Source organism: Bradyrhizobium huanghuaihaiense (assembly GCF_007830635.1).
In the GTDB taxonomy this organism is placed as follows: domain Bacteria; phylum Pseudomonadota; class Alphaproteobacteria; order Rhizobiales; family Xanthobacteraceae; genus Bradyrhizobium; species Bradyrhizobium huanghuaihaiense.
Window position 1 is genome coordinate 83,255 of record NZ_VLLA01000014.1, and the last position, 23,753, is coordinate 107,007.

Annotated in this window: 23 protein-coding genes; 6 read left to right on the top strand and 17 right to left on the bottom strand. The window is 65.6% G+C overall.

Annotated elements, in window-relative coordinates:
- Positions 1 to 229: 229 nt before the first annotated feature.
- Positions 230 to 1,885, bottom strand: a complete 1,656-nt coding sequence (locus IQ16_RS25960) for a fumarate hydratase (protein WP_018642796.1) — start codon at positions 1,883 to 1,885, stop codon at positions 230 to 232.
- A 247-nt stretch (positions 1,886 to 2,132) separates the two neighbouring features.
- On the opposite strand from IQ16_RS25960, the gene IQ16_RS25965 reads away from it, so the two are divergent.
- The 3 genes from IQ16_RS25965 (at position 2,133) to IQ16_RS25970 (ending at position 3,876) form a co-directional block, all read left to right on the top strand.
- Positions 2,133 to 2,606, top strand: a complete 474-nt coding sequence (locus IQ16_RS25965) for a hypothetical protein (RefSeq protein WP_018642797.1) — start codon at positions 2,133 to 2,135, stop codon at positions 2,604 to 2,606.
- Between the two features lie 304 nt (positions 2,607 to 2,910).
- Positions 2,911 to 3,084, top strand: coding sequence for a hypothetical protein (locus tag IQ16_RS45830; RefSeq protein WP_018642798.1), 174 nt, complete (start codon positions 2,911 to 2,913; stop codon positions 3,082 to 3,084).
- A 117-nt stretch (positions 3,085 to 3,201) separates the two neighbouring features.
- A complete protein-coding gene (locus IQ16_RS25970; RefSeq protein ID WP_018642799.1) occupies positions 3,202 to 3,876 on the top strand; it encodes a methyltransferase family protein in 675 nt (224 codons plus the stop codon).
- A 45-nt stretch (positions 3,877 to 3,921) separates the two neighbouring features.
- Here IQ16_RS25970 and IQ16_RS25975 read toward each other — a convergent pair whose 3' ends face one another.
- From IQ16_RS25975 to flgB, 10 genes are all read right to left on the bottom strand, one after another.
- The gene (locus tag IQ16_RS25975; RefSeq protein ID WP_018642800.1) at positions 3,922 to 4,629 is read right to left on the bottom strand and encodes a glutathione S-transferase; all 708 of its coding nucleotides are present in this window, start codon (positions 4,627 to 4,629) and stop codon (positions 3,922 to 3,924) included.
- Between the two features lie 194 nt (positions 4,630 to 4,823).
- Positions 4,824 to 5,504 (bottom strand): hypothetical protein, encoded by a 681-nt coding sequence (locus IQ16_RS25980; RefSeq protein ID WP_018642801.1) that lies wholly within the window; start codon positions 5,502 to 5,504, stop codon positions 4,824 to 4,826.
- 145 nt (positions 5,505 to 5,649) lie between these two features.
- Positions 5,650 to 6,666, bottom strand: coding sequence for a Tim44 domain-containing protein (locus IQ16_RS25985; RefSeq protein ID WP_018642802.1), 1,017 nt, complete (start codon positions 6,664 to 6,666; stop codon positions 5,650 to 5,652).
- A 337-nt stretch (positions 6,667 to 7,003) separates the two neighbouring features.
- The gene (gene cckA, locus IQ16_RS25990; RefSeq protein ID WP_018642803.1) at positions 7,004 to 9,592 is read right to left on the bottom strand and encodes a cell cycle histidine kinase CckA; all 2,589 of its coding nucleotides are present in this window, start codon (positions 9,590 to 9,592) and stop codon (positions 7,004 to 7,006) included.
- Positions 9,593 to 9,746: 154 nt separating this feature from the next.
- Entirely contained in the window at positions 9,747 to 10,826 is a 1,080-nt protein-coding gene (flhB, locus tag IQ16_RS25995) for a flagellar biosynthesis protein FlhB (protein ID WP_018642804.1), read from the bottom strand.
- A gap of 7 nt (positions 10,827 to 10,833) precedes the next feature.
- Positions 10,834 to 11,604, bottom strand: a complete 771-nt coding sequence (fliR, locus tag IQ16_RS26000) for a flagellar biosynthetic protein FliR (protein WP_018642805.1) — start codon at positions 11,602 to 11,604, stop codon at positions 10,834 to 10,836.
- Between the two features lie 17 nt (positions 11,605 to 11,621).
- Positions 11,622 to 11,885, bottom strand: coding sequence for a flagellar biosynthesis protein FliQ (fliQ, locus tag IQ16_RS26005; protein WP_011088555.1), 264 nt, complete (start codon positions 11,883 to 11,885; stop codon positions 11,622 to 11,624).
- A 170-nt stretch (positions 11,886 to 12,055) separates the two neighbouring features.
- A complete protein-coding gene (gene fliE / locus IQ16_RS26010; RefSeq protein WP_008142413.1) occupies positions 12,056 to 12,364 on the bottom strand; it encodes a flagellar hook-basal body complex protein FliE in 309 nt (102 codons plus the stop codon).
- A gap of 16 nt (positions 12,365 to 12,380) precedes the next feature.
- Positions 12,381 to 12,806 carry a flagellar basal body rod protein FlgC gene (gene flgC, locus IQ16_RS26015; RefSeq protein ID WP_026311961.1) on the bottom strand — a complete coding sequence of 142 codons (426 nt, stop codon included), beginning with the start codon at positions 12,804 to 12,806 and terminating at the stop codon, positions 12,381 to 12,383.
- 39 nt (positions 12,807 to 12,845) lie between these two features.
- Positions 12,846 to 13,250, bottom strand: a complete 405-nt coding sequence (gene flgB / locus IQ16_RS26020) for a flagellar basal body rod protein FlgB (protein ID WP_018642807.1) — start codon at positions 13,248 to 13,250, stop codon at positions 12,846 to 12,848.
- A gap of 347 nt (positions 13,251 to 13,597) precedes the next feature.
- On the opposite strand from flgB, the gene IQ16_RS26025 reads away from it, so the two are divergent.
- Positions 13,598 to 14,572 carry a flagellar biosynthetic protein FliO gene (locus IQ16_RS26025; RefSeq protein ID WP_018642808.1) on the top strand — a complete coding sequence of 325 codons (975 nt, stop codon included), beginning with the start codon at positions 13,598 to 13,600 and terminating at the stop codon, positions 14,570 to 14,572.
- The gene (fliP, locus tag IQ16_RS26030; protein ID WP_018642809.1) at positions 14,569 to 15,321 is read left to right on the top strand and encodes a flagellar type III secretion system pore protein FliP; all 753 of its coding nucleotides are present in this window, start codon (positions 14,569 to 14,571) and stop codon (positions 15,319 to 15,321) included. The genes IQ16_RS26025 and fliP overlap by 4 nt, the downstream gene beginning before the upstream one ends.
- Positions 15,322 to 15,531: 210 nt before the next feature.
- On the opposite strand, the gene IQ16_RS26035 is transcribed toward fliP, so the two are convergent.
- The 6 genes from IQ16_RS26035 to fliL all read right to left on the bottom strand — a co-directional run bounded on the left by IQ16_RS26035 (position 15,532) and on the right by fliL (position 22,602).
- Positions 15,532 to 15,768 (bottom strand): hypothetical protein, encoded by a 237-nt coding sequence (locus IQ16_RS26035; RefSeq protein ID WP_018642810.1) that lies wholly within the window; start codon positions 15,766 to 15,768, stop codon positions 15,532 to 15,534.
- A gap of 81 nt (positions 15,769 to 15,849) precedes the next feature.
- Positions 15,850 to 19,554 carry a tetratricopeptide repeat protein gene (locus IQ16_RS26040; protein ID WP_018642811.1) on the bottom strand — a complete coding sequence of 1,235 codons (3,705 nt, stop codon included), beginning with the start codon at positions 19,552 to 19,554 and terminating at the stop codon, positions 15,850 to 15,852.
- Between the two features lie 103 nt (positions 19,555 to 19,657).
- Entirely contained in the window at positions 19,658 to 20,419 is a 762-nt protein-coding gene (locus IQ16_RS26045) for a MotE family protein (protein WP_018642812.1), read from the bottom strand.
- Between the two features lie 9 nt (positions 20,420 to 20,428).
- The gene (locus IQ16_RS26050; RefSeq protein ID WP_018642813.1) at positions 20,429 to 20,875 is read right to left on the bottom strand and encodes a DUF6468 domain-containing protein; all 447 of its coding nucleotides are present in this window, start codon (positions 20,873 to 20,875) and stop codon (positions 20,429 to 20,431) included.
- Positions 20,872 to 22,074: a flagellar motor switch protein FliM gene (gene fliM, locus IQ16_RS26055; protein WP_018642814.1), complete on the bottom strand. Its 1,203-nt coding sequence runs from the start codon at positions 22,072 to 22,074 to the stop codon at positions 20,872 to 20,874. Before fliM ends, IQ16_RS26050 begins: the two co-directional genes overlap by 4 nt.
- A gap of 30 nt (positions 22,075 to 22,104) precedes the next feature.
- Entirely contained in the window at positions 22,105 to 22,602 is a 498-nt protein-coding gene (gene fliL, locus IQ16_RS26060) for a flagellar basal body-associated protein FliL (protein WP_018642815.1), read from the bottom strand.
- Between the two features lie 385 nt (positions 22,603 to 22,987).
- Here fliL and flgF point away from each other — a divergent pair, with 385 nt between their 5' ends.
- Entirely contained in the window at positions 22,988 to 23,749 is a 762-nt protein-coding gene (gene flgF, locus IQ16_RS26065) for a flagellar basal-body rod protein FlgF (protein WP_018642816.1), read from the top strand.
- Positions 23,750 to 23,753: the final 4 nt, after the last annotated feature.

Consider the following 23,753-nt stretch of genomic DNA (forward strand, 5'->3'; position numbering starts at 1 on the left):
CGCCCCGCAAGCGGCAAGGCAATCGCAAATGCTTCCTGGGCTACGGCTGAGCAAGCGCCTCGTCCTTCGAGACGACCGCTCCGCGGTCTCCTTGGATGAGGCTGAGCTAGGTCGGCGGCGCCAGAAACCACAACCGCGTACTCTGCCCTCATCCTGAGGGCCCGCCAACGGCGGGCGTCTCGAAGGATGCGCCGCGGAGCGACCGCTTCAAAGGCGATCGCCTCCAGAGCTAGCCCAAATTCAACTCCTTGAAGAAGTCATTCCCCTTGTCGTCGATGATGATGAACGCAGGGAAGTCGACGACTTCGATGCGCCAGATCGCTTCCATGCCGAGCTCGGGATATTCGAGCACCTCGACCTTCTTGATGCAGTGCTCGGCGAGGTTCGCCGCAGCGCCGCCGATCGAGCCGAGATAGAAGCCGCCGTATTTCTTGCAAGCCTCGCGCACGGCCGGCGCGCGGTTGCCCTTGGCCACCATCACCATCGAGCCGCCGGCAGCCTGGAACAGGTCGACGAAGGAATCCATGCGGCCCGCGGTGGTCGGACCGAACGCGCCGGAGGCATAGCCCTCGGGCGTCTTGGCGGGACCAGCGTAATAGACCGGGTGGTTCTTGAAGTAATCCGGCAGCGGCTCGCCCTTCTCCAGCCGCTCACGCAGCTTGGCGTGCGCGCTATCGCGCGCAACAATCATGGTGCCGGTCATCGAGACCCGCGTCTTGATCGGGTGCTTCGAGAACGTCGCAAGGATATCCTTCATTGGCTGGTTGAGGTCGATCTTGACGACCTCGCCGCCGAGCGCCTCTTCGACCTGAGGCAGGTACTGCGCCGGGTTGTGCTCGAGCTCCTCGAGATAGACGCCGTCCTTGGTGATCTTGCCGAGCACCTGGCGGTCGGCCGAGCAGGACACGCCAAGCCCGATCGGGAGCGAAGCGCCGTGGCGCGGCATGCGGATCACGCGCACGTCGTGGCAGAAATATTTTCCGCCGAACTGCGCGCCGACGCCGAGCGACTGCGTCATCTTGTGGATTTCCTTCTCCATCTCGACATCGCGGAAGGCGTTGCCGTCGGGCGAGCCGTGGGTCGGCAGCGCATCGAGATAGCGGGCGGAGGCGAGCTTCACCGTCTTCATGCAGAGCTCGGCCGAAGTGCCGCCGATCACGATGGCGAGGTGATAGGGCGGACACGCCGCGGTGCCGAGGGTGAGGATCTTCTCCTTCAGGAACGCGAGCAGCCGGTCCTTGGTCAGGACGGACGGCGTCGCCTGGAACAGAAAACTCTTGTTGGCGGAGCCGCCGCCCTTCGCCATGAACATGAACTTGTAGGCGTCGTCACCCTCGGCGTAGATCTCGCACTGCGCCGGCATGTTGTTGGCGGTGTTCTTCTCCTCGTACATGGAGAGCGGTGCGACCTGCGAGTAGCGCAGATTGCGGCGCAAGTAAGCGTCGCGCGCGCCTTCCGATAGCGCCGCCTCGTCGTCACCGTCGGTGATGACGTTGCAGCCCTTCTTGCCCATGATGATCGCAGTGCCGGTGTCCTGGCACATCGGCAGCACGCCGCCGGCGGCGATGTTGGCGTTCTTCAAGAAGTCCAGCGCGACGAACTTGTCGTTCGGGCTCGCCTCACCGTCCTCCAGGATCGAGCGGAGCTGCTTCAGATGGCCGGGGCGCAGATAATGGTTGATGTCGCCAAAAGCCGCCTCCGACAGCGTCTTCAGCGCCTCGCGCGACACCACCAGCATGTCCTTGCCGAGGACCTTCTCGACCCTGACGCCCTCGGACGAAATCTTCTTGTAGGGCGTCTCGTCCTTGCCCAGCGGGAACAGCGGGGTGTGCTTGTAGGGCGGAACGGGCTTGGACTGGTCGGGGAAGGCGGTGGGAACGTTCATGGGGCGAATCTCGGGGTTTTGGAGCCCTGGCGGGCCGCTAGCATAGAAGCGTTCTAAGCTTTTTTGCCGCAAAGGGAAGGCGTTCTGGCGCGGCCGGGGCATCTGAATTCGGCGACAGGACGACCCTTTTCCAGGCCGATGTCCGCAAAGATGCGCGGCCGCCGTTGTCTCCGGGAAAGGTCCGGATGCACCCCTTGCGCTCCGCGCGCGACGAAGGTTGAATGCGCGCCCTCAGGGGCTTTTCATCATGATTTTTAAACTGAACGTCCGCGGCGCGATTCTGGTCGCCGCCGCCATCACCGGACTTGTGACCCTCACCTCGCCTGCGCGCGCCGATCGCTGTGACGACAGCGCCAAGGAGCTGGCGAACCAGATCGACCGCCTCAAGGTGAATTTCCGGGCCGCCAATATCGTCTACCTGACGCACCCCGCAGCCAAGGAGCTGTCCGTGGGTTGCCGCGGCGACAAATATTCGATCGAGCTCTATGCCAAGGGCGACCGAAAGCCGACGCCGGAATTCCTTGCGCTGGTGGGATCGATGGCGGCGATCGTCTTCACCGTGACCAAGGACGACACCACGACGGGCGCGACACGCTGCCTGAAACGGATGGGCCTGTTGCGCGGCGACAAGATCAGCATGCGCTACCGGCGGCTCAACATGGAATGCACCCGCACCAAGACGGACGCATCCATCGCGATCACGCGCGGCAAGGACGAGTAGGCGGCGCGCTCTCCCGTTCTTGGCTACGGACGCGGTGCACATGTGCCGCGACGCGACTGGCTACACACTCCGTCATTGCGAGCGTAGCGAAGCAATCCAGAATCTTTCCGCGGAAGGACTCTGGATTGCTTCGCTACGCTCGCAATGACGAGGAGAGAGCTACCGTCCTCTCAAATCTTCCCTTCACGGAAGTAAGAACAGCACAACCCACAGCCCCAATCCCTCGCATTTTAACGATTGCCTTGAAGGAAATTTCGCTCCTGTCGGGGCAGGCTGAATTGTTTCCATGTGTGAGGATTTGTGGATGAAGGTTTCCACCGTTGCGCCGCCGCCGATCGCGATCGTGGTGCCGAGCTACGACACGACCAAGCAGCAGGATGACCAGGCCAAGACCAAGGACACTGATCCGACCTACAAGCCGCAGCCGCCCGCGCCGCTGCCGCCGGGTCAGGGCACGCGGATCGATCAACTCGCCTGATCGGCCTTGCCAGAGATGAAACGCCCGATCCGGTCGATCGGGCTTTTCGCGTGTCCGGCCGCATCTTTGCCGGATAGCGGGACCACACTCGTGCGCGCTCGGGTCTGAGAGTTGCGCATGATCGTCCGCCTTCTGCTGCAGAACATGATCTTCACCGTCGCGATGGGCGCGCTGCTGTTCGCGTCCGCCGGCACGCTGCACTGGCCGTCGGCCTGGGCGTTCCTCATCACCTCCGCCCTGCTCGGTCCGCTCTGCGGCTGGTGGCTTTACCGGCTCGATCCGGCGCTGCTGGCGGAGCGCCTCCGGCCGGTCATCCAGAAGGACCAGCCGCCGGCCGACAAGGCCTTCGTCACCGCCCTCATTGCGGCGATGCTGGCCTGGCTGGTCGTGATGGGGCTCGACCGGCGTTGGCTTTGGTCCGACATGCCGCTTGCCCTGCAGGTCCTCGGCTTCGTGCTGTTCGTGCTCTGCATGCTGTTCACGATGTCAGTGTTCCGCGAGAACTCGTTCGCAGCGCCCGTGGTGAAGCTGCAAGCCGAGCGCGCGCAGCACGTGATCTCGACCGGGCCCTACGCCCATGTGCGCCATCCCATGTACAGCGGCATGATCCTGTTCTTCGCCGGCCTGCCGCTGCTGCTGGGCTCGTGGTGGGGACTGGCGATGGCGCCGCTGTTCCTCGCCCTGTTTGCCGTCCGCATCGGCATCGAGGAGCGCACGCTACGCGAGGGCCTGCCGGGCTACATCGATTACGCCACACGGGTGCGCTATCGCCTGGTGCCGGGCGTGTGGTGAGTGCGCATACGCGCCCGTACGACAGGCGGACGTCTTCCGGACCGACTAATTGTCCAGCTCTCGATAGCGGCGGAAGATGCCCTGCTCGTTGAACGGAATGCGGCGTTCGCTGTCGAGATAGGCCTTGATGTTCGGGCGCGCGGCAACGCGGTCGTGCAGGCCGACAAGGCCCGGGATGTCCGTCTCGAACGCCGTCATGCGCTTCGGAAACGCGTAGCGCAGCCCGGCGACGATCTGGAATAGCGAAAGGTCGACATAGGTGAAGCGGCGGCCGGTGACGTAAGCGCCGCCGTTGCCGGCAAGCAGCTGCTCGAAATAGCCGAGATATTTCGGCACGCGCTCGTCCCAGAAATCGGCCGTGCGTTTCTTCGCCGGCGCCTTCTGGTCCTCGTAGTACATCGACGGCCCGAGCGGATGATGGGTGTCGTGGATCTCGACCACGAAGTCGGTGATGGTGAGCTGGAGCTGGTGCACCCAGAGCCGGCCGGCTTCCGTCTTTGGCGCCAGTCCGTGGCGGCTGCCGAGATAGAGCAGGATATTGGCGGTCTGGCCGATCACGAGCTTGCCCGCTTTCAGGAAGGGCGGCGCAAAAGGCGGCGTGCCCTTCTGCGTCTCCATCATCTTCATCATCGCAGCCGAGCCGCGCGCACCGCGCGCGACATCGACATAAGCCGCCCCCACCTCCTCCAACGCCAGCCGCACATATTCGCCGCGGCCCTGGATCTCGGGCCAGTAGTAGAGCTCGTATTTCATGGGAGGGGTCCGTGAACGTGGGGGCAACCGGACCAATGTAGCATGCGGCTCAGGGTTCCGTCAGGGCGAGGCGGAACTGCCGCGTCATTGCGAGCGCAGCGAAGCAATCCAGAACTGCCTCCTCGGAAAGATTCTGGATTGCTTCGTCGCAAGAGCTCCTCGCAATGACGGAGGAGAGAGCTTCGCGCCTTAATTCAATTCGACGCGAAACAGTAGAACAGCCCGTCGCCGCCGGTGCTCTTCAGATCGGCCTGCGAGCAGCCGCCTTCGGACCCACGCGACGGATGCGAGCTGTTCCAGGACTTCGACGGCTCGTCATCGCGCAGGCCCTTACGATCGGCGTGGCCGACGACCGCCGCGCCTTGCGTGCTCGACGTCCAGTTCTTGCAGGTCTTATCGTCACCCGCGGCAAAGGCGGTGCCGTCCGGTTGCGATCCCGTGAGGATGTCGTGCCGGTTCGGCGTGTCGCCGGCGCCGTTGTTGACCTCACCCTTCTCCGTGAGCGCGGTCTGCTTGGTGAGGTTGTTGGCGGGACCATGCAGATCGGCAACGTCCTTGGCGATGACCGTGCCCTTGGCGTTCTGCCACGGTCCCTTGCCAATGCGATCGCGCGCGTTGACGGCCGGCTTGCCGTCGGCCGCCTGCGTCGAGAGATAGGCCCGCCAGGTCTTGGTGCCGGCGCCCGCGGACTGAGCGAGCTTCTGGCACTGCGCATCGGCTCCCTCCAGGCCGCCGAGATCGGCGCCCTTGCCCGGGCCGCTGGAGGTCACGAAGAACGTCATGTCAGCGGACTGCGCGCGCACGGATGGCGCCGCGAGCAAGGCCAGCGTGAGTGCGAGCCCTGAAATCGTCACGGATCTTTCGATACGGATCATCTTGTCCTCCCGGTTGTGTTTTCGTTGGCCGCCTGATTTTCAACCCGACGCACGCCCGCTTATTCCGATGCCGCGCTGCGAGACGCCCAAAAGAAAAGGGCGCCGTGCCGAAGCACGACGCCCTGGTTCCTCATCTCGTCTGCGATCAATTGGTCTGCTGGATCGCCGACAATTCCCAGCCGCCGTTCGGGCGACGGGCGAAGGTCCAGACTTCGGTGGCCTCGCCCGGCTGCTCGCTGCCGGCGACGATCGCGCCGGTGTTGCGGTCCACCGTCTTGTCGGTGAGCGCGAAGCGCAGCGCCACCGTGGCGTAGTCGGTCTCGCCTTCGCGCCAGGCTTCCGCGAGGTCGCCCTGCAGCAGCTTCGTGTTGGTCACCTTGTTGACGACATTGCGGGCGCGGTTCTGGCCGAGGTCCTGCTCGAAATAGGAGACCATTTCCGGCGTCGCGAGCGTGTGCAGCTTGGCCACGTCCTCGTTCGACCAGGCGGTCTGGATCTCGCCGAGCAGACGCTCGAACGCCTCGTAGTCATCAGGCTTGATCTCGAGCGGCGCGTTGTTGGCGCCGAAGCCGAAGCCGCCGCCAAGACCACCACCAAGTCCGCCACCGAGGCCGCTGCGATAATTCGTTTGCGGTCCCTGGCCATTACCTGCGTCGGCATTGGCATAGGCCGCCTGCGGCGAGTGGCGGCGCTGCCACCAAGACATCGCCAGCCGCACCACCAACACCACGAGCGCGATCTGGATGATCAGGCCAATGATCGAGGACAGGCCGCCGAGGCCGCCGAACAGGCCGCCGCCGAACAGCATGCCGAGCAGGCCTGCGCCGAGGAAGCCGGCCGCAAGGCCGCCCATGAAGCCGCCGGCGCGGCCGAACAGGCCGCCGCGCGCGGGCGCAGCCGCAGCCGAGTTCATGCCTGCACCCGGCTGGGTGTAGGTGCGGTTGAACTGCGAGGTCGAGCCCGGCGCGGTCGTGGTCGACGGCGGAGCCGAATAGGTGCGCGAGCCGCGCGAACCCGACGAAGCGCCGCCTCCGACGCGGGCGTCTGCGGACGAGATCGCCAGCGCAGTCGGCAGCGCAAGCGCCAGCACGACGGCGATCGTCTTGAAGAGAGAGCGGGATCGTTGCGAGAAAGTCATGTGCGTTTCCCAAATCCCCGGCATGGGGACGTGCCCCTAAGATGGGCAGACTTCCCGAAAAGTGAAGCCGGTTTCGGGACCGATGGCTGCGGCCCTCAGTCGCGGGGATGTGGCAAAAGCCCATATTTGACGGGGGTTTGGCCGGGTCCGCCGAGGAAACCGTGGTCGCCGGTTACCGGCGGCTTCAGGGGCTGGAATCCGCTTTTTCCTCGTCATTGGAGGCGCGACTCTCTCACCACGTCATTGCGAGGAGCCCTTGCGACGAAGCAATCCAGAATCCCTCCGCGGATGCATTTCTGGATTGCTTCGCTACGCTCGCAATGACGGAGAATGCGGAAGCGGCGTGGCCGACGCCCGCCCCTCACCCCTGCTTCGTCATCGTCTCCTTCACCGCCGCCACGAGCTGGCTGAGGGTGAACGGCTTTGGCAGGAAGTCGAACTGCTGGCCCTCAGGCAGGCTCTTCTCGAAGGCGTCCTCGGCGTAGCCGGAGACGAAGATGAACTTGATGTCGGGGTTCTTCTCCCGCATCGCCTTGAGCAGCGTCGGGCCGTCCATCTCCGGCATCACGACGTCGGAGACGACGAGATCGATCGCGCCGCTTTGCTCCTCCAGCACCTCCATGGCCTCGACGCCGTTCTCGGCCTCGACCACGGTGTAGCCGCGCGAGCGCAGGCCGCGGGCGTTGAGCGCGCGCAGGCCCTCCTCGTCCTCGACGAGAAGGATCGTGCCCTGCCCGGTGAGATCGGTGCGGGGCTTGGCCTCTGCCGGCGCGGCGGGCGCGGCTTCCTTCGCGGCGCCATTGGTCGCGCTGGCCGCGGCTGCGGGCTGCTCGACCTGCACCTCCGGCTCCGCGTGGTGGCGCGGCAGGAAGATGTGGAATGAGGTGCCCTGCCCCGGCTCGGAATCCACGTAGATGAAGCCGCCGGTCTGCTTGACGATGCCGTAGACGGTCGACAGCCCAAGGCCGGTGCCCTTGCCGACTTCTTTCGTCGAGAAGAACGGCTCGAAAATCTTGTCGCGGATGTCGGCGGGAATGCCGGTGCCGGTGTCGGCGACCTCGATGCGGACATAGTCCGCGGCCGGCATGCCCTTGTAGGCGAGCTTGCCCGCATCCTCGGTCGTGACGTTGGCCGTGCGGATGATCAGCTTGCCGCCGTCGGGCATGGCGTCGCGCGCGTTGACCGCGAGGTTGACGATCACCTGCTCGAACTGGGAGACGTCGACCTTCACTGGCCAGAGGTCGCGGCCGTGGATCAGGTCGAGCTTGACCTTCTCGCCGATCAGCCGGCGCAACAGCATGGTGAGATCGGAGAGCGCATCGCCGAGATCGAGCACCTGCGGCCGCAGCGTCTGCCGCCGCGAGAACGCCAGCAGCTGCCGCACCAAAGTGGCGGCACGCGTCGCGTTCTGCTTGATCTGCATGATGTCCTGGAACGACGGATCGGTCGGCTTGTGCGCGTTCAGCAGGAAGTCGTTCGCCATCATGATGGCGGAGAGCACGTTGTTGAAGTCGTGGGCGATGCCGCCGGCGAGCTGGCCCACCGTCTCCATCTTCTGCGACTGGTTGATCTGGTTCTCCAGCGCGCGCCGCTCGGTGGTCTCGAGCATGTGCACGATGGCGGCTTCCGCCTCGTTCTCGGCCGCATCCACCGGCGTGACGAAGAACTGGCCCCAGCGTTCCTTGGTCCCTTCCAGCGCCACCTCGACCGGAGCGACGTCGGCCTGGCCCTCGGCGGCCTGGTTGATGGCCGTGATCAGCAGATGACGATCGCGCGAATTGACCGCGCGGAAGATCGACTTGGAGGCACTGTCGAGCCCCAGCGCCTGGCCGAGCTTGGCATAGCGCGCATTGGCGCGCACGACATTGCCGGCGCGATCGACGGTCGCGATCGCCATCGGCGTGTGGTCGAAGAAGCGCATGAACCGCACTTCGGCGGCCCGGTCAGGATCGCTGCGCTCGTCGCGGGCGCGGCTGATGACGAGGGTGCGCGACGGTCCCGGCGCGCCGTCGGCGCCGAAGGCGAGCTTGTGATAGAGCCGCACCGGCATGGTCTTGCCGGTCCGCATACGCAGGTCGATATCGAAGACCTCGGTCTTCACCTCGCCCGGCACCGCCACGATCGCCGTCAAGAGCGAGGCGCCGTCACCGGAGACGATGTCGGTCAGCTTCAAGCCGCCCGAGCCGATCTCGGCCAGGTCATAGTCGAGCCAGTTCGCCAGCGTCGCGTTGACATAGGCGAGCTCGCCGGCCGGATTGACCGAGAAGAAGCCGCACGGCGCGTGGTCGAGATATTCGATGGCGTGCTGGAGCTCCTGGAACACGTCCTCCTGGCGCTCGCGGTCGCGGGTGATGTCGGCGATCGACCACACCGCGTATTTCGCCTCGCGCTTGCCGGTGCCGAGCGGGCGCACGCGCATGCGCAGCCAGCGGCCCTGGCTGCCGTCCTGCCCGGAGATGCGCACCTCCTCCTGCTGGCGCTTGCCCTCGCGGGCGGCCTTGAGCAGGCGGAACACGGCTTCGGAGACGTCGGGGTTGCCGATGAAGACGCGCTCCACGGGGCGCACGTCCTGCGGGCCGCTGGCGCCCGTCAGCGTCAGATAGGCCGCGTTGGAATAGACCACGTGTCCGCGCGCATCGGTGACGGCGAGACCGTCGAACGCGTGATCGGAGATGCGGCCGATGATGGGATCGTCGAGATTGCGGTCGGCAAAGCGGATGATGCCGGCGGCGAAGGCGAACAGGTTGAACAGGCCGACCATCGCCAGCACGGCGAGGATGCCGAGGATATAGGGCTGCGCCTGCGCGCGCCCGAGGGTCATCAGCCCGACGGCGACCGCGACGAGGCCGGCGGCCACCAGCAGCACCAGCGCAATGCTGCCCGAGCGCGGCGACGGCTCGTGCGCCGCAACGGGCTCGCGTGTGAGGTCGTGGTCGGTCTCAGCAGTCATCTCGAGCTGGCGCAGCCTGTTGGCAGAGAATCAACGCGCTGCCGCGCGCGCAGGGCCTTCCCTGCCTCATCAGGACCCGCAGGCGCAAGGGCAGCAGGGGTGAAAGGTACGCTGATTCCCAGATTACAGCCATTTCCGGTACTTTTCGGGGGTTTTAGCCGCGCCCGGCGCGGAATCCCTGTTTCAGTCGCATGACGTAGCCGATGACCTCGGCGACCGCATGGTAGTGCTCGGTCGGGATTTCCTGGTCGATGTCGACGGTGGCATAGAGCGCACGGGCCAGCGGCACGTTCTCGACGATCGGGATGTCGTGCTCGCGCGCGATTTCCCGGATCTTGAAGGCGAGATTGTCGACGCCCTTGGCGACGCAGATCGGCGCCGACATGCCGCGCTCGTAGGACAGCGCCACCGAATAGTGGGTCGGGTTGGTGATGATCACCGAGGCCTTGGGAACCGCCGCCATCATGCGCTTCTTGGCGCGCTGCTGCCGGAGTTGCCTGATCTTGCCCTTGATGTGGGGGTCACCTTCGGACTGCTTGAACTCTTCCTTGATCTCCTGGAGCGACATCTTCTGCCGCTGGAACCAGCTGCGGTACTGGAAGAAGTAGTCGGCGATGGCGACGATCGCCAGCGCCGCGACCACCGCGCCGAGCAGGTGGACGGTCATGCTGGTGGTGGCACCGAGCATGGCGGCCGGATCGAGCCTGACCATCGCCTCCATGCGATGCCGCTCCGGCCACAGGATCATGGTCATGACCACGCCGAGCCCGATCAGCTTGCCGAGGCCCTTGAGGAAGTTCGCCGCGGCCTGCTTGCCGAAGATGCGCTTGAAGCCGGCGCCGGGCGAGATCTTGCTGAATTTGGGCTTCAGGGATTCGGCCGACCACACCAGGCGGTGCTGCAGCATGTTGCCGGCGATCGCCGCCAGCACCAGCATCAGCAAGGGACCGCCGACCGCCGCAAGCACGGCGACCTCGATCTGCTGCATCAGCTTGAGCAGGTTCCCGCCGTCGGTCTTGATCATCCAGGAGTTGGCGAGCAGGTTGCGCATCGGCGTCACCAGCCCGCTGCCGACCGAGCCAGAGAAGGTCGAGACCACGAGCGTCCCGCCCGCGATCATGAACCAGGTGTTGATCTCCTGGCTTTTGGCGACGTCGCCGCGTTCGAGCGCATCGTCGAGACGCTTTTGTGTCGGGTCTTCTGTTTGACTTTCGGGATCGTTGTCTTCCGCCATCGATCACCTATTTGAGCGGCATCATCTGGTGCATCACACCGATGAAGTAGTCGAGATAGGTGCCCATCATCGCGGTGAGCACCACGGCGAGCACCAGGAAACCCGCGAAGATCGACAGCGGCACGCCGACGAAATAGACCTGCATCTGCGGCATCAGCCGCGCCAGCACGCCCAATCCGATGTTGAAGACGAGGCCGAACACCAGAAATGGCCCCGAGAGCTGCAGGCCGAGCCGGAACGCCGCGGCGAAGGCGCGCGTCGCGAGCGAAGCGACATCCCCGCTCGACACCGTCTCGCCCGGCGAGAAGATCGAGTAGCTGTCGTTCAGCGCAGCGATGACCAGGTGATGGCTGTCGGTGGCGAACAGCAGCGTCACCCCCAGCATGGTCAGGAAGTTGCCGACCAGCACGCCCTGCTGTCCCTGCGTCGGATCGACCGAAGTGACGAAGCCGAGTCCCATCTGCTGCGCGATCACGGATCCCGCGACCTGCAACGCCGACAGCGTTACGCGCGCGGTCGCGCCCAGCACGATGCCGATCGCGATCTCATGCAGCATCAACACCAGCAGCGGCGCCAGCGACCCCATGTCGACGTGGTAGGCGTTGCGATGCAGCGGCAGGATGATCAGCGTCAGCAGCAGCGCGATCGACAGCTTGATCCGCGTCGGGATGTTGGTCTCGCCGAGACCGGGCAGCAGCATCACCATCGCGCCGACCCGGGCGAAGGCGAGCATGAAGGACGCGGCGAGCGCCGGCAGCAGCGAGACGTCGATGCGCATAGCGGCCGCATTGTGCCTCAGCCGCCGATGATTCGCGACGAGATCCGCAGCATGTGGGCGTGGAGCGAGTCGGCCATGAACGGTAATGCTAGTAGCATCGTGGCGAAGATGGCCAGGATCTTCGGGACGTAGATCAGCGTCTGCTCCTGGATCTGCGTCAGTGCCTGGAACAGCGACACGATCACGCCGACCACGAGGCCGACCACCATCAGCGGCGAGGACACGATCACGATGGTCCAGATTGCATCGCGCGCGACGTCGAGGGTTTCGGGTCCGGTCATTTGCAGAATTCCTTGTTCATCCTTCATCCCCGCCACCCCGGCGAGGAACGAACGCTCCCTCCCCCGTCGTTGCGAGCGAAGCGAAGCAATCCAGGCTGCCGCCGCGGAGAAGTTCTGGATTGCTTCGCTGCGCTCGCAATGACGCCTGGGGCGAGCGCCAGCGCGAAAAATCAGATCGGCATCTTCATGATGTCCTCATACGCGGCGATCACGCGGTCGCGGACCGAGACCAGCGTGGACACCGCCACGTCGGTGTCGGCGACTGCCGTCACCACGTCCATCACGTTGGCCTTGCCGGCGGCCATCGCCACCGTCTGCGCGTCGGACTTGCGGCCGGATTCCATGACGCTGCCGACGGCGTCTTTCAGCAGCGAGGCGAAGGATTGCCCGCTCGCTTCGCTGCCCTTGCCGGCACCGCTGTTCTCCAGCACCCGGGCAAGATTGGCATAGGCGTTCGCGGCGATTGTCGGTGATGCCATGGCTCAAAGGTCCTGTTCAGCTCTTGAGGATGTCGAGTGTGCGCTGGATCATCCGGCGCGTCGCACTGATGATGTTGAGATTGGCCTCGTAGGACCGCTGCGCATCGCGCATGTCGGTCATCTCGACCACCGAGTTCACGTTGGGAAATTTGACGTTGCCGGTTGCGTCTGCCGCCGGATTGTTCGGCTCGTATCTGACGCGGAAGGCGGACTGGTCGGGCTTGATCTTGCCGAGGGTGACGACCTGCGCGTCGAGGGTGCGGTCGAGCGCGGAGGAAAAGGTCGGAACCTTACGCCGGTAGGGATCGCCGCCCGCGGTCTGCGAGGTCGAATCCGCGTTCGCGATGTTTTCCGAGATCACCCGCATGCGTCCGGCCTGCGCGCGCAGGCCGGAGGTCGCGATCGCCATCGAGCGGGCAAAGTCGCTGCTGTCATTCGCCATCATCTGTCTCCGCTAACTCTGCTGTTCCCGGATCATGCTCTAGCCCTTGCCGATCGCGGTCTTGAGCAGATGCAGGCTCTTGGAATAGAGAGAGGTTGCCGCCGCGTAGTCCATCTGGTTGCTGGCGGACTTCATCATCTCCTCTTCGAGATTGACGGCGTTGCCCGCGGGGCGTGTTTCAAATCCCGCATTCTTGTTCTGGTCGAATCCGGAGGCCGCGCCCGACGGCTTCATGTGCGAGGCGCTGGTGACGGCCATCGCCAGCGGGCCCATCGAGCCCGTGACTGCGCCTGATTTGTCGAGCTTCGGCTCGACCAGGTCGCGCGGCCGGAACTTGGGCGTATCGGAATTGGAGACGTTCTCGGACAGGACGCGCTGGCGCTCCTGATGCCACTGCATCTTGGTACGAAGCGCCGACAGCACCGGGAGGTCGTTGATGGACATCGTTGCGGCTCCTTCCGCCGTCGGACCTGTGTCCGAAGCTAGGCAGAATTTGCCGCCTGTATGGTTAACAGGTGGTTAAGGATGCAGCCGGGACATGTTCCGGGGCGGGACACGACCTTGCGATCCCGTGATTCTACGCGTCAAAAAGCGGCATTAACCCAACCGCTTGGCGGCCCACGCACGGGCCAAGAAGTCGTTTTGGATCGAGCGATTCATAGGTTATTAAGAGTTGGGGACGGCAAAACTTGCCGTGGAACGTTAAGAGATCGCAGTTTGGGGCATCGTACGCCGGTGGTTGGCGCAGCTGACCACGGGCGCGAGAAAAGCGCCATTTGTCGGGGACAAGTATGCAAGGCAGCCCTATCACCTTCATCGTCGCGTTCATCGTCGTTCTGGCGTTGATCGGCGTCGCTGCATGGCTGGTTCGCCGATTCGCCGGCAACCGGATCGGCGCCAACACCCAGCGCGGCCGGATGCCCCGGCTCGCCGTGATCGATGCCGCCGCGGTCGATGGCCGGCGCCGCCTGGTGCTGGTCCGGCGCGACAACGTCGAGCATCTCCTGATGATCGGCGGTCCGACCGACATCGTCGTCGAGCCCAACATCGTGCGCGCCGCGCCCGGCCGTGACCAGCTCCCGCAGCGCCCCAACGCCGCCGAACCGCCGCGTCTCGCCCCCATGCCCGATGCCGGCGCCTGGGCCGACGAAGCGCCACGGCCCGAACTGCTCGATCATCCCGAACCGCAGATGCCCGAGCCGCCGCCGCGGCCCGCGCGGCCGTCCTTCGCCGACGAAGTGCGCCGGCCCGCACCCGCTTTGGCCGAGCGCCGTGGCGAGCCGGCCCTGCCCGGCTTTCCGCCGGAGCCGATGTCGCCGCGTCCCGAGCGCGAGCCGCGGCCAGAGCCGCTGCCGCCGCGCATTGCCCGCAGCGAGCCGCCGCTGATGCCGCGTCCGCCGCGCCAGAGCGAGCCGGTGAAGGTGCCGCCAGTGCGCGCCGAGCGCGCAGCCGCGCCGCCGCCTCCGCCGGTGCCGCAGGCCGCGCCCGTTCCGCCGCCGGCCCCCGCTACCGCGGCGCCCTCGAGCGCCGAGCAGAATCTTGCCGAAATGGCGCAGCGGTTAGAGGCTGCCCTGCGCCGCCCGGGCGGCGAACCGGTCGCCCCTCCGGTTGCACCGGAACCGCCGGTCGCTCCGGCCCGCGTTGCACGCAGCGAGCCGCCGGCGTCCCCGGCCCCGCCGGTAAAACCCGCCGCGGAGAAGACCAGCTTTGAGAATCTCGAAGACGAGATGGCCTCACTGCTCGGCCGTCCGAAGCCGTCTTCGTGAGGCTGCCGGCCCTCCCGCGTAGAGTTCTTTTTCTTTCTGTCCTGGTCGGCGCGGCTTCGCTCGCGATGCCCGCGCACGCGCAGGACATCAGCATCAATCTCGGCGGCCAGGGCGGCGGCGTCACCGAGCGCGCGATCCAGCTGATCGCGCTGCTGACGGTGCTGTCGATCGCGCCGTCGATCCTGATCATGATGACGTCGTTCACGCGCATCGTGGTCGTGCTGTCGCTGCTGCGCACCGCGATGGGCACGGCGACCGCGCCGCCGAACTCGGTGATCATCGCGCTCGCGATGTTCCTCACCTTCTTCGTGATGGGGCCGGTGCTGCAAAAATCCTATGACGAGGGCATCCGTCCGCTCGTCGCCAACCAGGTTAGTGTCGAGGACGCGCTCCAGCGTGCCTCCGTCCCCTTGCGCGGCTTCATGCAGAAGAACGTGCGCGAGAAGGACCTCAAGCTGTTCCTCGACCTGTCCGGCGAGCCGCCGCCGGCCACCCCCGACGACCTCGCGCTGCGTATCCTCGTCCCCGCCTTCATGATCTCAGAGCTCAAGCGCGCCTTCGAGATCGGCTTCCTCTTGTTCCTGCCCTTCCTGATCATCGACCTCGTCGTCGCCTCGGTGCTGATGTCGATGGGCATGATGATGCTGCCGCCGGCGACGATCTCGCTGCCGTTCAAGCTGATCTTCTTCGTGCTGGTCGACGGCTGGTCGCTGGTGGCGGGGAGTTTGGTGCAGAGTTACGGAGGGTGAGGCGCTTGGGACAACGTCACCGGCGCATCCCCACCGCCTCAACGAGAGCCTTCCTCCCTCTCCCCGTCATTGCGAGGAGCCCTTGCGACGAAGCAATCCAGACTGCCTCAACGGAAAGATTCTGGATTGCTTCGCTCCGCTCGCAATGACGGAGTGTGTGGCGACGCTCAGGGCCGCGCTTGGCGCGGAATGGCTGGCGACAGGCGCCCCCTACCCCTTCACGTCATACTGCTTGCTGAGATGGTCGCCAATCTGGACCAGCATGGCGACGCTTTCGGGGAAGCCGGGCCGGTCCCGCGTGGCCTGATCGGCGTCGGCGCGGAACTCCCAGCTGTCGCCGTCACGGACGATCGAGATGACGAGGCCGTCAGGGCCGTCCGCGTGGGCCTTCAACTCGGCCCGCGCCATGGCGATGAGTTCGGCTTCGGTCTTGGCAGGCTTGCTCATATCGTCCCTCTCCCGGCATGAAGACGTGCAGGTTGCCGCCTCGCGCGGCAGCTGTCGAGAGGTCCAGAGGTAGCAGGGTTCCTAGCGCGTCATCTTGATCTGCCGCACGGCGGGGATCGTGGGCAGCGAGCCGGTGTGGTCGCTCTCGTCCCTGGCCTGCGGCGAGGCCGGTGCGCGGGCGGTGGCGTCGGGGAAGCGCTGCTTCATCTCGCGCAGGAAGCCGTCGAGCGTATCGACGCTGGCGGCGAGCTTGGCGATCTCGGCGAATTCGGCGCTGGAGGCCGCAGCCGGCTTGCTGGCGATGTCGAAGGCGAGACGATCGGCGCTCTCGCTCATCAGCGGCGCGTATTTCTCGCGGAAGCGCGACAGGCCGATCGAGTCGTCGGCGAGCGCGTAGCCGACGGCGGCGCGGATGATGTCGCTCTTCTCCACCGCGTTGAGCGGCTTGAAGTCGCGGAAGCGCTCGCCGTAGTACAGCTCGATCTGCTCGGCGGACTCGCGCCAGCGCCGCGCCGCCCAGAAGATGTCGGAGCGCAGGCGGAGCACCTCGCGCCCGGAGACGTTGGAGACGATGTCGAGCGCGAGATCGTGACGGCCGACGTCGCTCTGCGCGCGCGCTTCGAGCAGCAGGCGCTGCTGCCTGAGCTCGCCGGAGAGATCGCTGATGCGGCTTGCGCGCAGCGCCGAGATCGCCTTGTCGGGCCTGCGGTTGGCGAGATAGATCATCGACAGGCGCGCGGCAACCTGGGCGCGGGCGGCGCCTTCGAGGCGGTGGTCGACCTGGTACTGCAGGAGCTCGGCGGCCTGGTCGAGCAGATCGATCGAGGCGAGACGGTCGGCGAGACGCCGGATCAGCTCGTCGCCGCGACGGCCGATCGGCGTCAGCTCGCGAAACTCGTAGAACATGCCGAGCGCTTCGACCACCGGCAGCTCGTCGCCCTTGGGACCCAAGAATATCTGCGTGAACAGCTCGGATGCGAGGTCCTGCGCCTGGCGCGAGGCTTCGGCGTTCGGCTGCAGCCTTGTCGCGGTGCGCGCCGCCGTGAGCGCGTCACGATAGCGCCCGTTCGCGGCATACAGCTGCGACAGCATCTGCAGCGTCTTGACCTCGATCGCATCACCCCGCCAGGTCATCGACAGCGTCTCGAGCTCGCGCCGCGCGTCTTCCTTGCCGATCTCGTCGCGCTTCTGACGCAGCGCGACCTCGAGCTGCTTGGCCTCTGCCGCAGCCAGACGATCGCTCGAGGCGACCGCGAATTTGTAGTCGTCGAGTGCATCCTTGTCGTGGCCGAGCGCCTCGGCGAGCCGGCCGCGCAACACCGCAAAGCCGGGCGCCGCCTCCGGCGAGACGCCGACGACCTCGAGTTCGCTGCGGCGCTTGGAGGCGCCGGCATAGTCCTTCACTTCGAGCGAAGCCCGCATCGCGTCCATGGTCACGATGCGCTGGATGTCGAGCGGCAGCGAGGCGATGGCGAATTCGACGTTCTTGAACTTCTCGCGCGCGTCCGCCCATTTGCCCTGGCGCGCATAAGCGAGCGCCTTCCACAGCAGGGAGTCATGGCTGTTGCCGATTACGGGATTGGCGAGGTCCTTCAGGCCTTGCGCCGGCCGGCCGATCAGGATGCTCGCGATCGCGTGCATGATCAGGGCGCCGCTCTCCTCCTTGTTGAGCGGATCGGCCAGCATCAATTCGGTCACGGCCTTGGCTTCGTGATACATCGCGCGCGACATGTAGAACTGCGCGAGGTCGAGCCGCGGCAGCGAGCGCTGCGCCGGATCGACCGCGGAGATCGCCATGACCAGATCGCTCTGCCGCGTCCAGAAATTCTCCGACTGCCCCTTGCGCCAGCCTTCCGGGCTGAAGATCGGGCGCACCGCGGTCGGCGCGCGCTCGGCGGAGATGTCGACCGGCGACAGCGTCAGCCCGCCCTTCTTGCCGAGGATGACCTTGTCGGAGCCGACCTCGACGCCGACCTCGTCGGAGTTCGGCCGGATCGCGATGCCGTGCGCGGATTCCAGCAGCGAGAGATCGACGAGGTCCTGCCGCTTGATGAAGCCGCGCACCGGCCGTTGTGCGGTGACGATGTAGAGCGTGTCGCCGGCATCGGGATCGGTCAGCTTGTGCAGCTGGCCCGGGTTGGCAAAGGGGATTGCGATGTTGGCGAGGGCGGGATCGGTGATGTTGCGCGACATCATCAGCGGCAGCGGCGTTGCCTGGATCTTGTCGGCGAGGGTCAACAGCCAGTTGGTCTCCTTGCCGACCTCCTCGCTCGTCAGCGAGTAGACCAGCGGCCGGGTGAGACGGATGCGCACCGCCTGTCCCTTGTCGAGCGGGATGCGGCCGACCTCCCCGATCATCGCGCCGCCCTTGGTGCGGATCGCCTCGACGTCGATCGGCTTCGGCGTATCGAACACCAGCCAGATGGTATCGCCACGGCGGAACGCCGCCGCAGCGGTTGAAACCTGCAGCGGGAACGTGACGCGCAAGCCATCGCTGTCGCGGCGCGCATCGACGCTGGCGACAGCGGGCTGCGGCGGGGCCTCGGCCTTGGCGGCGTCCTTGGCCGGCTCCTTCGCCGCCTCCTTCACGAGCTCTTTGGGCGTCTCGACGATTGCGGGAACGGCAGGCGCAGCCGGAGCTTCGGCAACAGGCGCTGGCTTCGCCACTTCCTTAGGCGCTTCCGCGGCGTGCGCAGCCTCGGTCGCGGGAGCCGGCGCCGGCTTCGGTGCTTCGGCGACCGGCACCGCGGTGGGCACTTCCGGCTTCACTTCGATCTTGGCTTCGCGCGCGATCGTCTCCGATGTCGGCGGCGTAATCTCGCGGCGAGCCTCCTTCGGCTTCTCGGCAGCCGGCTTTTCCGGCGCAGGCGCCGGTGCATGGCCCGCGGGCTTGGCCTGCGCGATCGCCGCCTCCGGCGTCATGGCCGTCTTGCCCTTGTCCGGCTGGAAGGAGACGTCGACGACGTAGTTCTTGTCGTCGCGGAAGGAGTGCACGTCGGAATCGCCGATCAGCGCGATCTCGACACTTGTCTGGTCGATGTCGGCCTTCTGCTTGATCGAGGCGACGTTCGGCGGCGCGGCGACGACGGCGTCCGCGAGGTCGAAATTGAGGTTGGCGTTGAACATCAGCGTGAGCTTCTGCTCATTGAGCACGGAGGACACGCCGACGCCGTCAGGCATCTCGAACACGAAGCGCACGAAGGTCGGCTGCACCGAGGCGCGGACACGGATCTGCGGACGCTTCTTGGTCTCGGCCGCGGCGCGCTGGGCGCGCAAGGCACGTTCGGCGAGACGCGCGCGCTCGGCAAGTTCCTTGACCACGTCCATGGGCAGGCTCGGCGGCGGCCCCTTCCAGCCCTCCGGCAGGAGGTCGACGAAGGTGCGCTCGCCGGCATTCATGGTGTTGACGGTGACGCGCCGCGCGAGCGACAGACGGATGGCGCCGCCGTCGGGGTCGCGGCGGGCGGAGTTGACGTAGTCGGGCGCGCCTTCCGGAACGCGGTCGACGGGAACGTCGACGGGACGATCGAAGCGGATGATGAGGATGGAGCCGGCCGTCGTCACCTCGGATGGAACATCCTCGCCGAGCTTGATGACGAGACGGGCAAAGCCGCCGCCGGCCGAAAAACTGGCCTCGCCGCGGATCGGATCGGCGGCTCCGGCTGGCACCGTGAGGCCGATCAGCAAGCAGGCTGCCAGCACCGGCGCCTTGCGGGCATGACGCGACAATCCTCGCACCAACGCGCGGGCTCGCGACACAAATCCAGCGGCAGCCTCTCGCGCCATTTGCGGCATTTCTTCCGGTTCGGCGGTTCACGCCGGCAACTGGTGCCGGCCCATGCCCTCGAATGTAGGTTTTGCCAATTAAGGACTTCTTAAGTATGAGCCCTCAATTCGGCTTTTGCGTCGGCTTGCCGTCGATCTTGGGCAGGTCGCCAGCCGAGGCGGATTGATCGCCGCCGCCATTGGCACGGCGGGCCATCTCGACCGTGAGCCGCTCGGCGGCCTCCGGCGACATCAGGCCGAGGATGTCCGACATCTTTCGCGGCGCGATCGCCGAGGCGATCTCGATCAGCACGCCCATCTCCAGCCGGTCGAACACCCGCGCGGCGTCCTTCGGCTTCATGCCCTCATACATGGTGACGAGGCCCTTCATGCGCTGGGCTTCGGCGGCCTTCTGCTCGGCCTGGGTCGCGGAGATGCGGGTTTCCACCGCCTTCATCTCCTCGACCTTGTTCTCGATGCGCTTCTCGGCGGATTTGAGCAGGCTTTCGCGGATGTCGATCTCGCGCTGGCGGGCCTCGATCTCCTGGCGGCGCGCCTGCAGGCGCTCGAGGATCGCGCGCTCCGAGGCCGAGACCTGCGGCTGGCCTTCCTCCACCTTCACCACGGTGCCTTCGGGCTTGGTCTCGGGCGCGGCGGGCTTCGGCGCCTCCTTCGGCGCGCCATGGGTCGAGCCGGTGATGTCAGGGTCCTCGCGACCGGTCGGGAAGTTCAGATTCTCCTGCGCCCAGGACCTTTTGACCTGTTTCGGCTGGTAGTCGAAGACATAGCCGCCATTGATCACGAGGCCCACGACCTTGAGCGCGGCGAGACCTGCGACGGCGACCAGGACGACCGGAATGACGCGGATGTTACGAAAGGACTTCATACCATGGCTTTATGCGGCGAGGCCGTTGGACCGCCGGCGCTCCGAGAAGGCTTCGGCTGCAGCCGCCACCGCCTTCGCCGACGACGGCTTGGCTACGGGCGCGGATACCGTTTCCGGATTGGTGACGGGCCGCGCGGCGATCGCGATCTTGGACAGGCGCCGCACCACGTTGTCGGCTTCGCCGAGCTGCTTGTAGAGCTGGTCCGACATCTGGGTCGCCGCCGCGAGCTGGCTGCCGAGGTTCTCGTTGACGTCGCGCACGGCGAGCTTCAGCCCGCCGATCGCGCGCTCGGCGATCTCGGTCGCGGTGATCAGCTCGGCGATGACCGCCTTCAACGAATGCTCGTCCGCCTTCAGCCGCGTCAGGCGCTTGTTCAGCAGGATACAGTAGCCGATCGTGAGCATCAGCAAGATAGCCACCAGCGTCTCGATCGCCATTCCCAGGGAGTGGTTCATGGGGCCTCCATCATCTTGTTCTGCTCGTCCACCTTCTCGAACATCGCAAGTGTCGTACTTGGCTTGCGCAGGGGTTTCGTCACGCGGATCGCGACGCGGTCGCCGACCCGGCCCATCCGCCCTTCGGTCAGCGTGACGTCGCCGCAGCGCACGGTCACGTTGGCATCAGCGCGCATGTCCAGCGGCAGCGTGTCGCCGACCTTCAGCCGCATCAGCTGCTTGAGCGGAATGTCGGCCTCGTAGAGCACGGCATCGACGGCGATCTCGGCCTGGTTGATCTCGGTGGCGAAATGGCCCTCCCAGATCGGGTCGCGGCCGAACTTTTCGCCCATGAACATCTGGAGCAGGACGCCCCGGATGGGTTCGATGGTCGCGTAAGGCAGCAGCAGCTCGATGTTGCCGCCGCGGTCTTCCATGTCGATGCGCAGGCGCACCAGGATCGCGGCGTTGGCGGGACGGCTGATCGCGGCGAAACGCGGATTGGTCTCGAGCCGGTCGATCGTGAAGGTCACCGGCGACAGCGGCCGGAACGCCTGCTCGGCGTCGATCAAAACCACCTCGACCAGCCGCTTGACCAGCTCGGTCTCGATCGTGGTGTAGGGCCGGCCCTCGATGCGAAGCTGGCTCGTGCCGCGGCGGCCGCCGAGCAGCACGTCGATCATCGAGTAGATCAGGCTGGAATCAACCGTCGCCATGCCGAAATTGTCCCACTCCTCGGCCTTGAACACCGAGAGCACGGCGGGCAGCGGGATCGAATTCATGTAGTCGCCGAAGCGCACCGAGGTGATGCGGTCGAGCGAAACTTCGACGTTGTCGGAGGTGAAATTGCGCAAGGAGGTCGTCAACAGCCGCACCAGGCGGTCGAAGACGATTTCGAGCATCGGCAGACGCTCGTAGGAGACCATCGCCGAATCGATGATCGCGCGAATGCCGCTGTGGTCGTCGAGCGTGACGTCGCCGACGGTGAAGCCGAGGAGATTGTCGATCTCCTCCTGCGACAGCACCCGCTCGCCGGAATTCTTGCCGGTGCCGAGATCGCGGCTGCCGTCCTCGACCATGGCCGCCCATTGCAGGGCCATGGTCTCCGACAGTTCGTTTTCGGCAGCGGCCTTCGCGGCCTCTGCCGGATCCTCGGAATCGAGCGACGCCTCCCATTGGGCGGCAATCGCATCCTGGTCCATTTGCTCGTTGCCGGCCATGACGCTAGCCCGTTGCCTTCCGCAGCATCATCACTGGATCACGACTTCCTTGAACAGCACCGCGCTGACCTGGATCGGCGCGACCGCCGCGTTGACGCGCTTGGTCAGCTCTTCCTTGAGGCGGAAGATGCCGGCGGAGCCGTTGAGGTCGGAGGAGCGCAGCTCGCGGACATAGGTCTGGAAGATGTCGGTGACGCGCGGCATGGTCGGCTTGATCGCCTCGATCTGTTTCTCTTCCTTCAGCTCCAGCACGATCTTCAGCTTCAGATATTGCACGCGCTCACCGGGCGCGCCGGCGAGGTTGACCATGATGTCGGGCACGTCGACGAAGGCCGGCGGCTTCGGCGGAGGCGCCGCCTCGGCGTGATGCTCGTCGTCGCCATGGCGGAAAAACAGGAACCAGGTCGCGGCACCGCCGCCGAGCAGGACCAGCACGGCGACTACGATCAGGATCAGCTTGAACTTGCTCTTGGGGGCAGCGGCTTCCGCGCCTTCGGCGGCTGCGCCGCCTTCCGCTTCATCTGCCATGATCGTCCGGGCTCGCTCATCTTATAAAGGGTCGAAAGAGCGAAGCCTCCTGGCAGACAGTGACGCGATACAAATGCCCCAGCGCAATGCGCTCCTCTTGCCCGCAAACGCTACGGTAATAATGGTTAACGGTTTCTTTCGATTGGGCTTCAGCTAGGAAAAATCTGCCGGGCAAACATGGCTAACAGAACCTTTCTGCCGCCTTCCCGCGCCCTCGAAAAATCGTCAAATAATTGAAATTACATACATTTTCAGGTTGGCACGGCTTTCGCTGAGAGAGGACCGAGACCGAACGGTTTGGGAGAACCCGACGGTCTCGTTCACGGGGTCGGCCAAGGCGCTTGGGAGAGCGAGGTGGCAGATCTCACTCAGGGGAGATCTTCCGATGCAGAACGCGCTTCTGATCGGCTTGTCGCGGCAGATGACGTTGGAACGGCAGATGGATGTCGTCGCCAACAACGTCGCCAATGCCAACACCAACGGCTTCAAGGCCGACCATTCGCTGTTCGAGGAGTACCTCAACTCGAACGCGCGTGAGGACAATTTCATCGGCTCCGACCGCCGGGTCTCCTATGTGCAGGACCGCGGCACCTTCCGCGACGTCGGCCAGGGGCCGATGGAGCCGACCAACAACCCGCTCGACATGGCGATCAGCGGCAATGCCTTTTTCGCCGTGCAGGCCAACGGCGCCGAGCGCTACACCCGCGACGGCAAGTTCACGCTCAACAGCACCGGCCAGCTCGTCACCTCCGACGGCAACCTCGTGCTCGGCACCGGCGGCCCGATCACCTTCCAGCCGACCGACCACGACATCAACGTCGCCCCCGACGGCACCGTCACCGTGCTCGAAGGGACCGCCAAGACGGACTCGATCCGCGGCAAGATCCGCATGGTCTCGTTCGACGATCCGGCCAAGCTGACCAAGCTCGGCACCAACCTCTACAGTGCGGGGTCGGCGAACCAGCAGGCCGACACCAAGTCGACCGTGCAGCAGGGCTACATCGAGAAGTCGAACGTGAACTCGGTCGGCGAGATGACCCGCATGGTCGAAGTCATGCGCAGCTACACCGCCATCGCCAACCTGCTGCAGCAGCAGAGCGACCTCCACAAATCGGCGATCGAGAAGCTCGCCGACGTCCCGGCCTGATTGA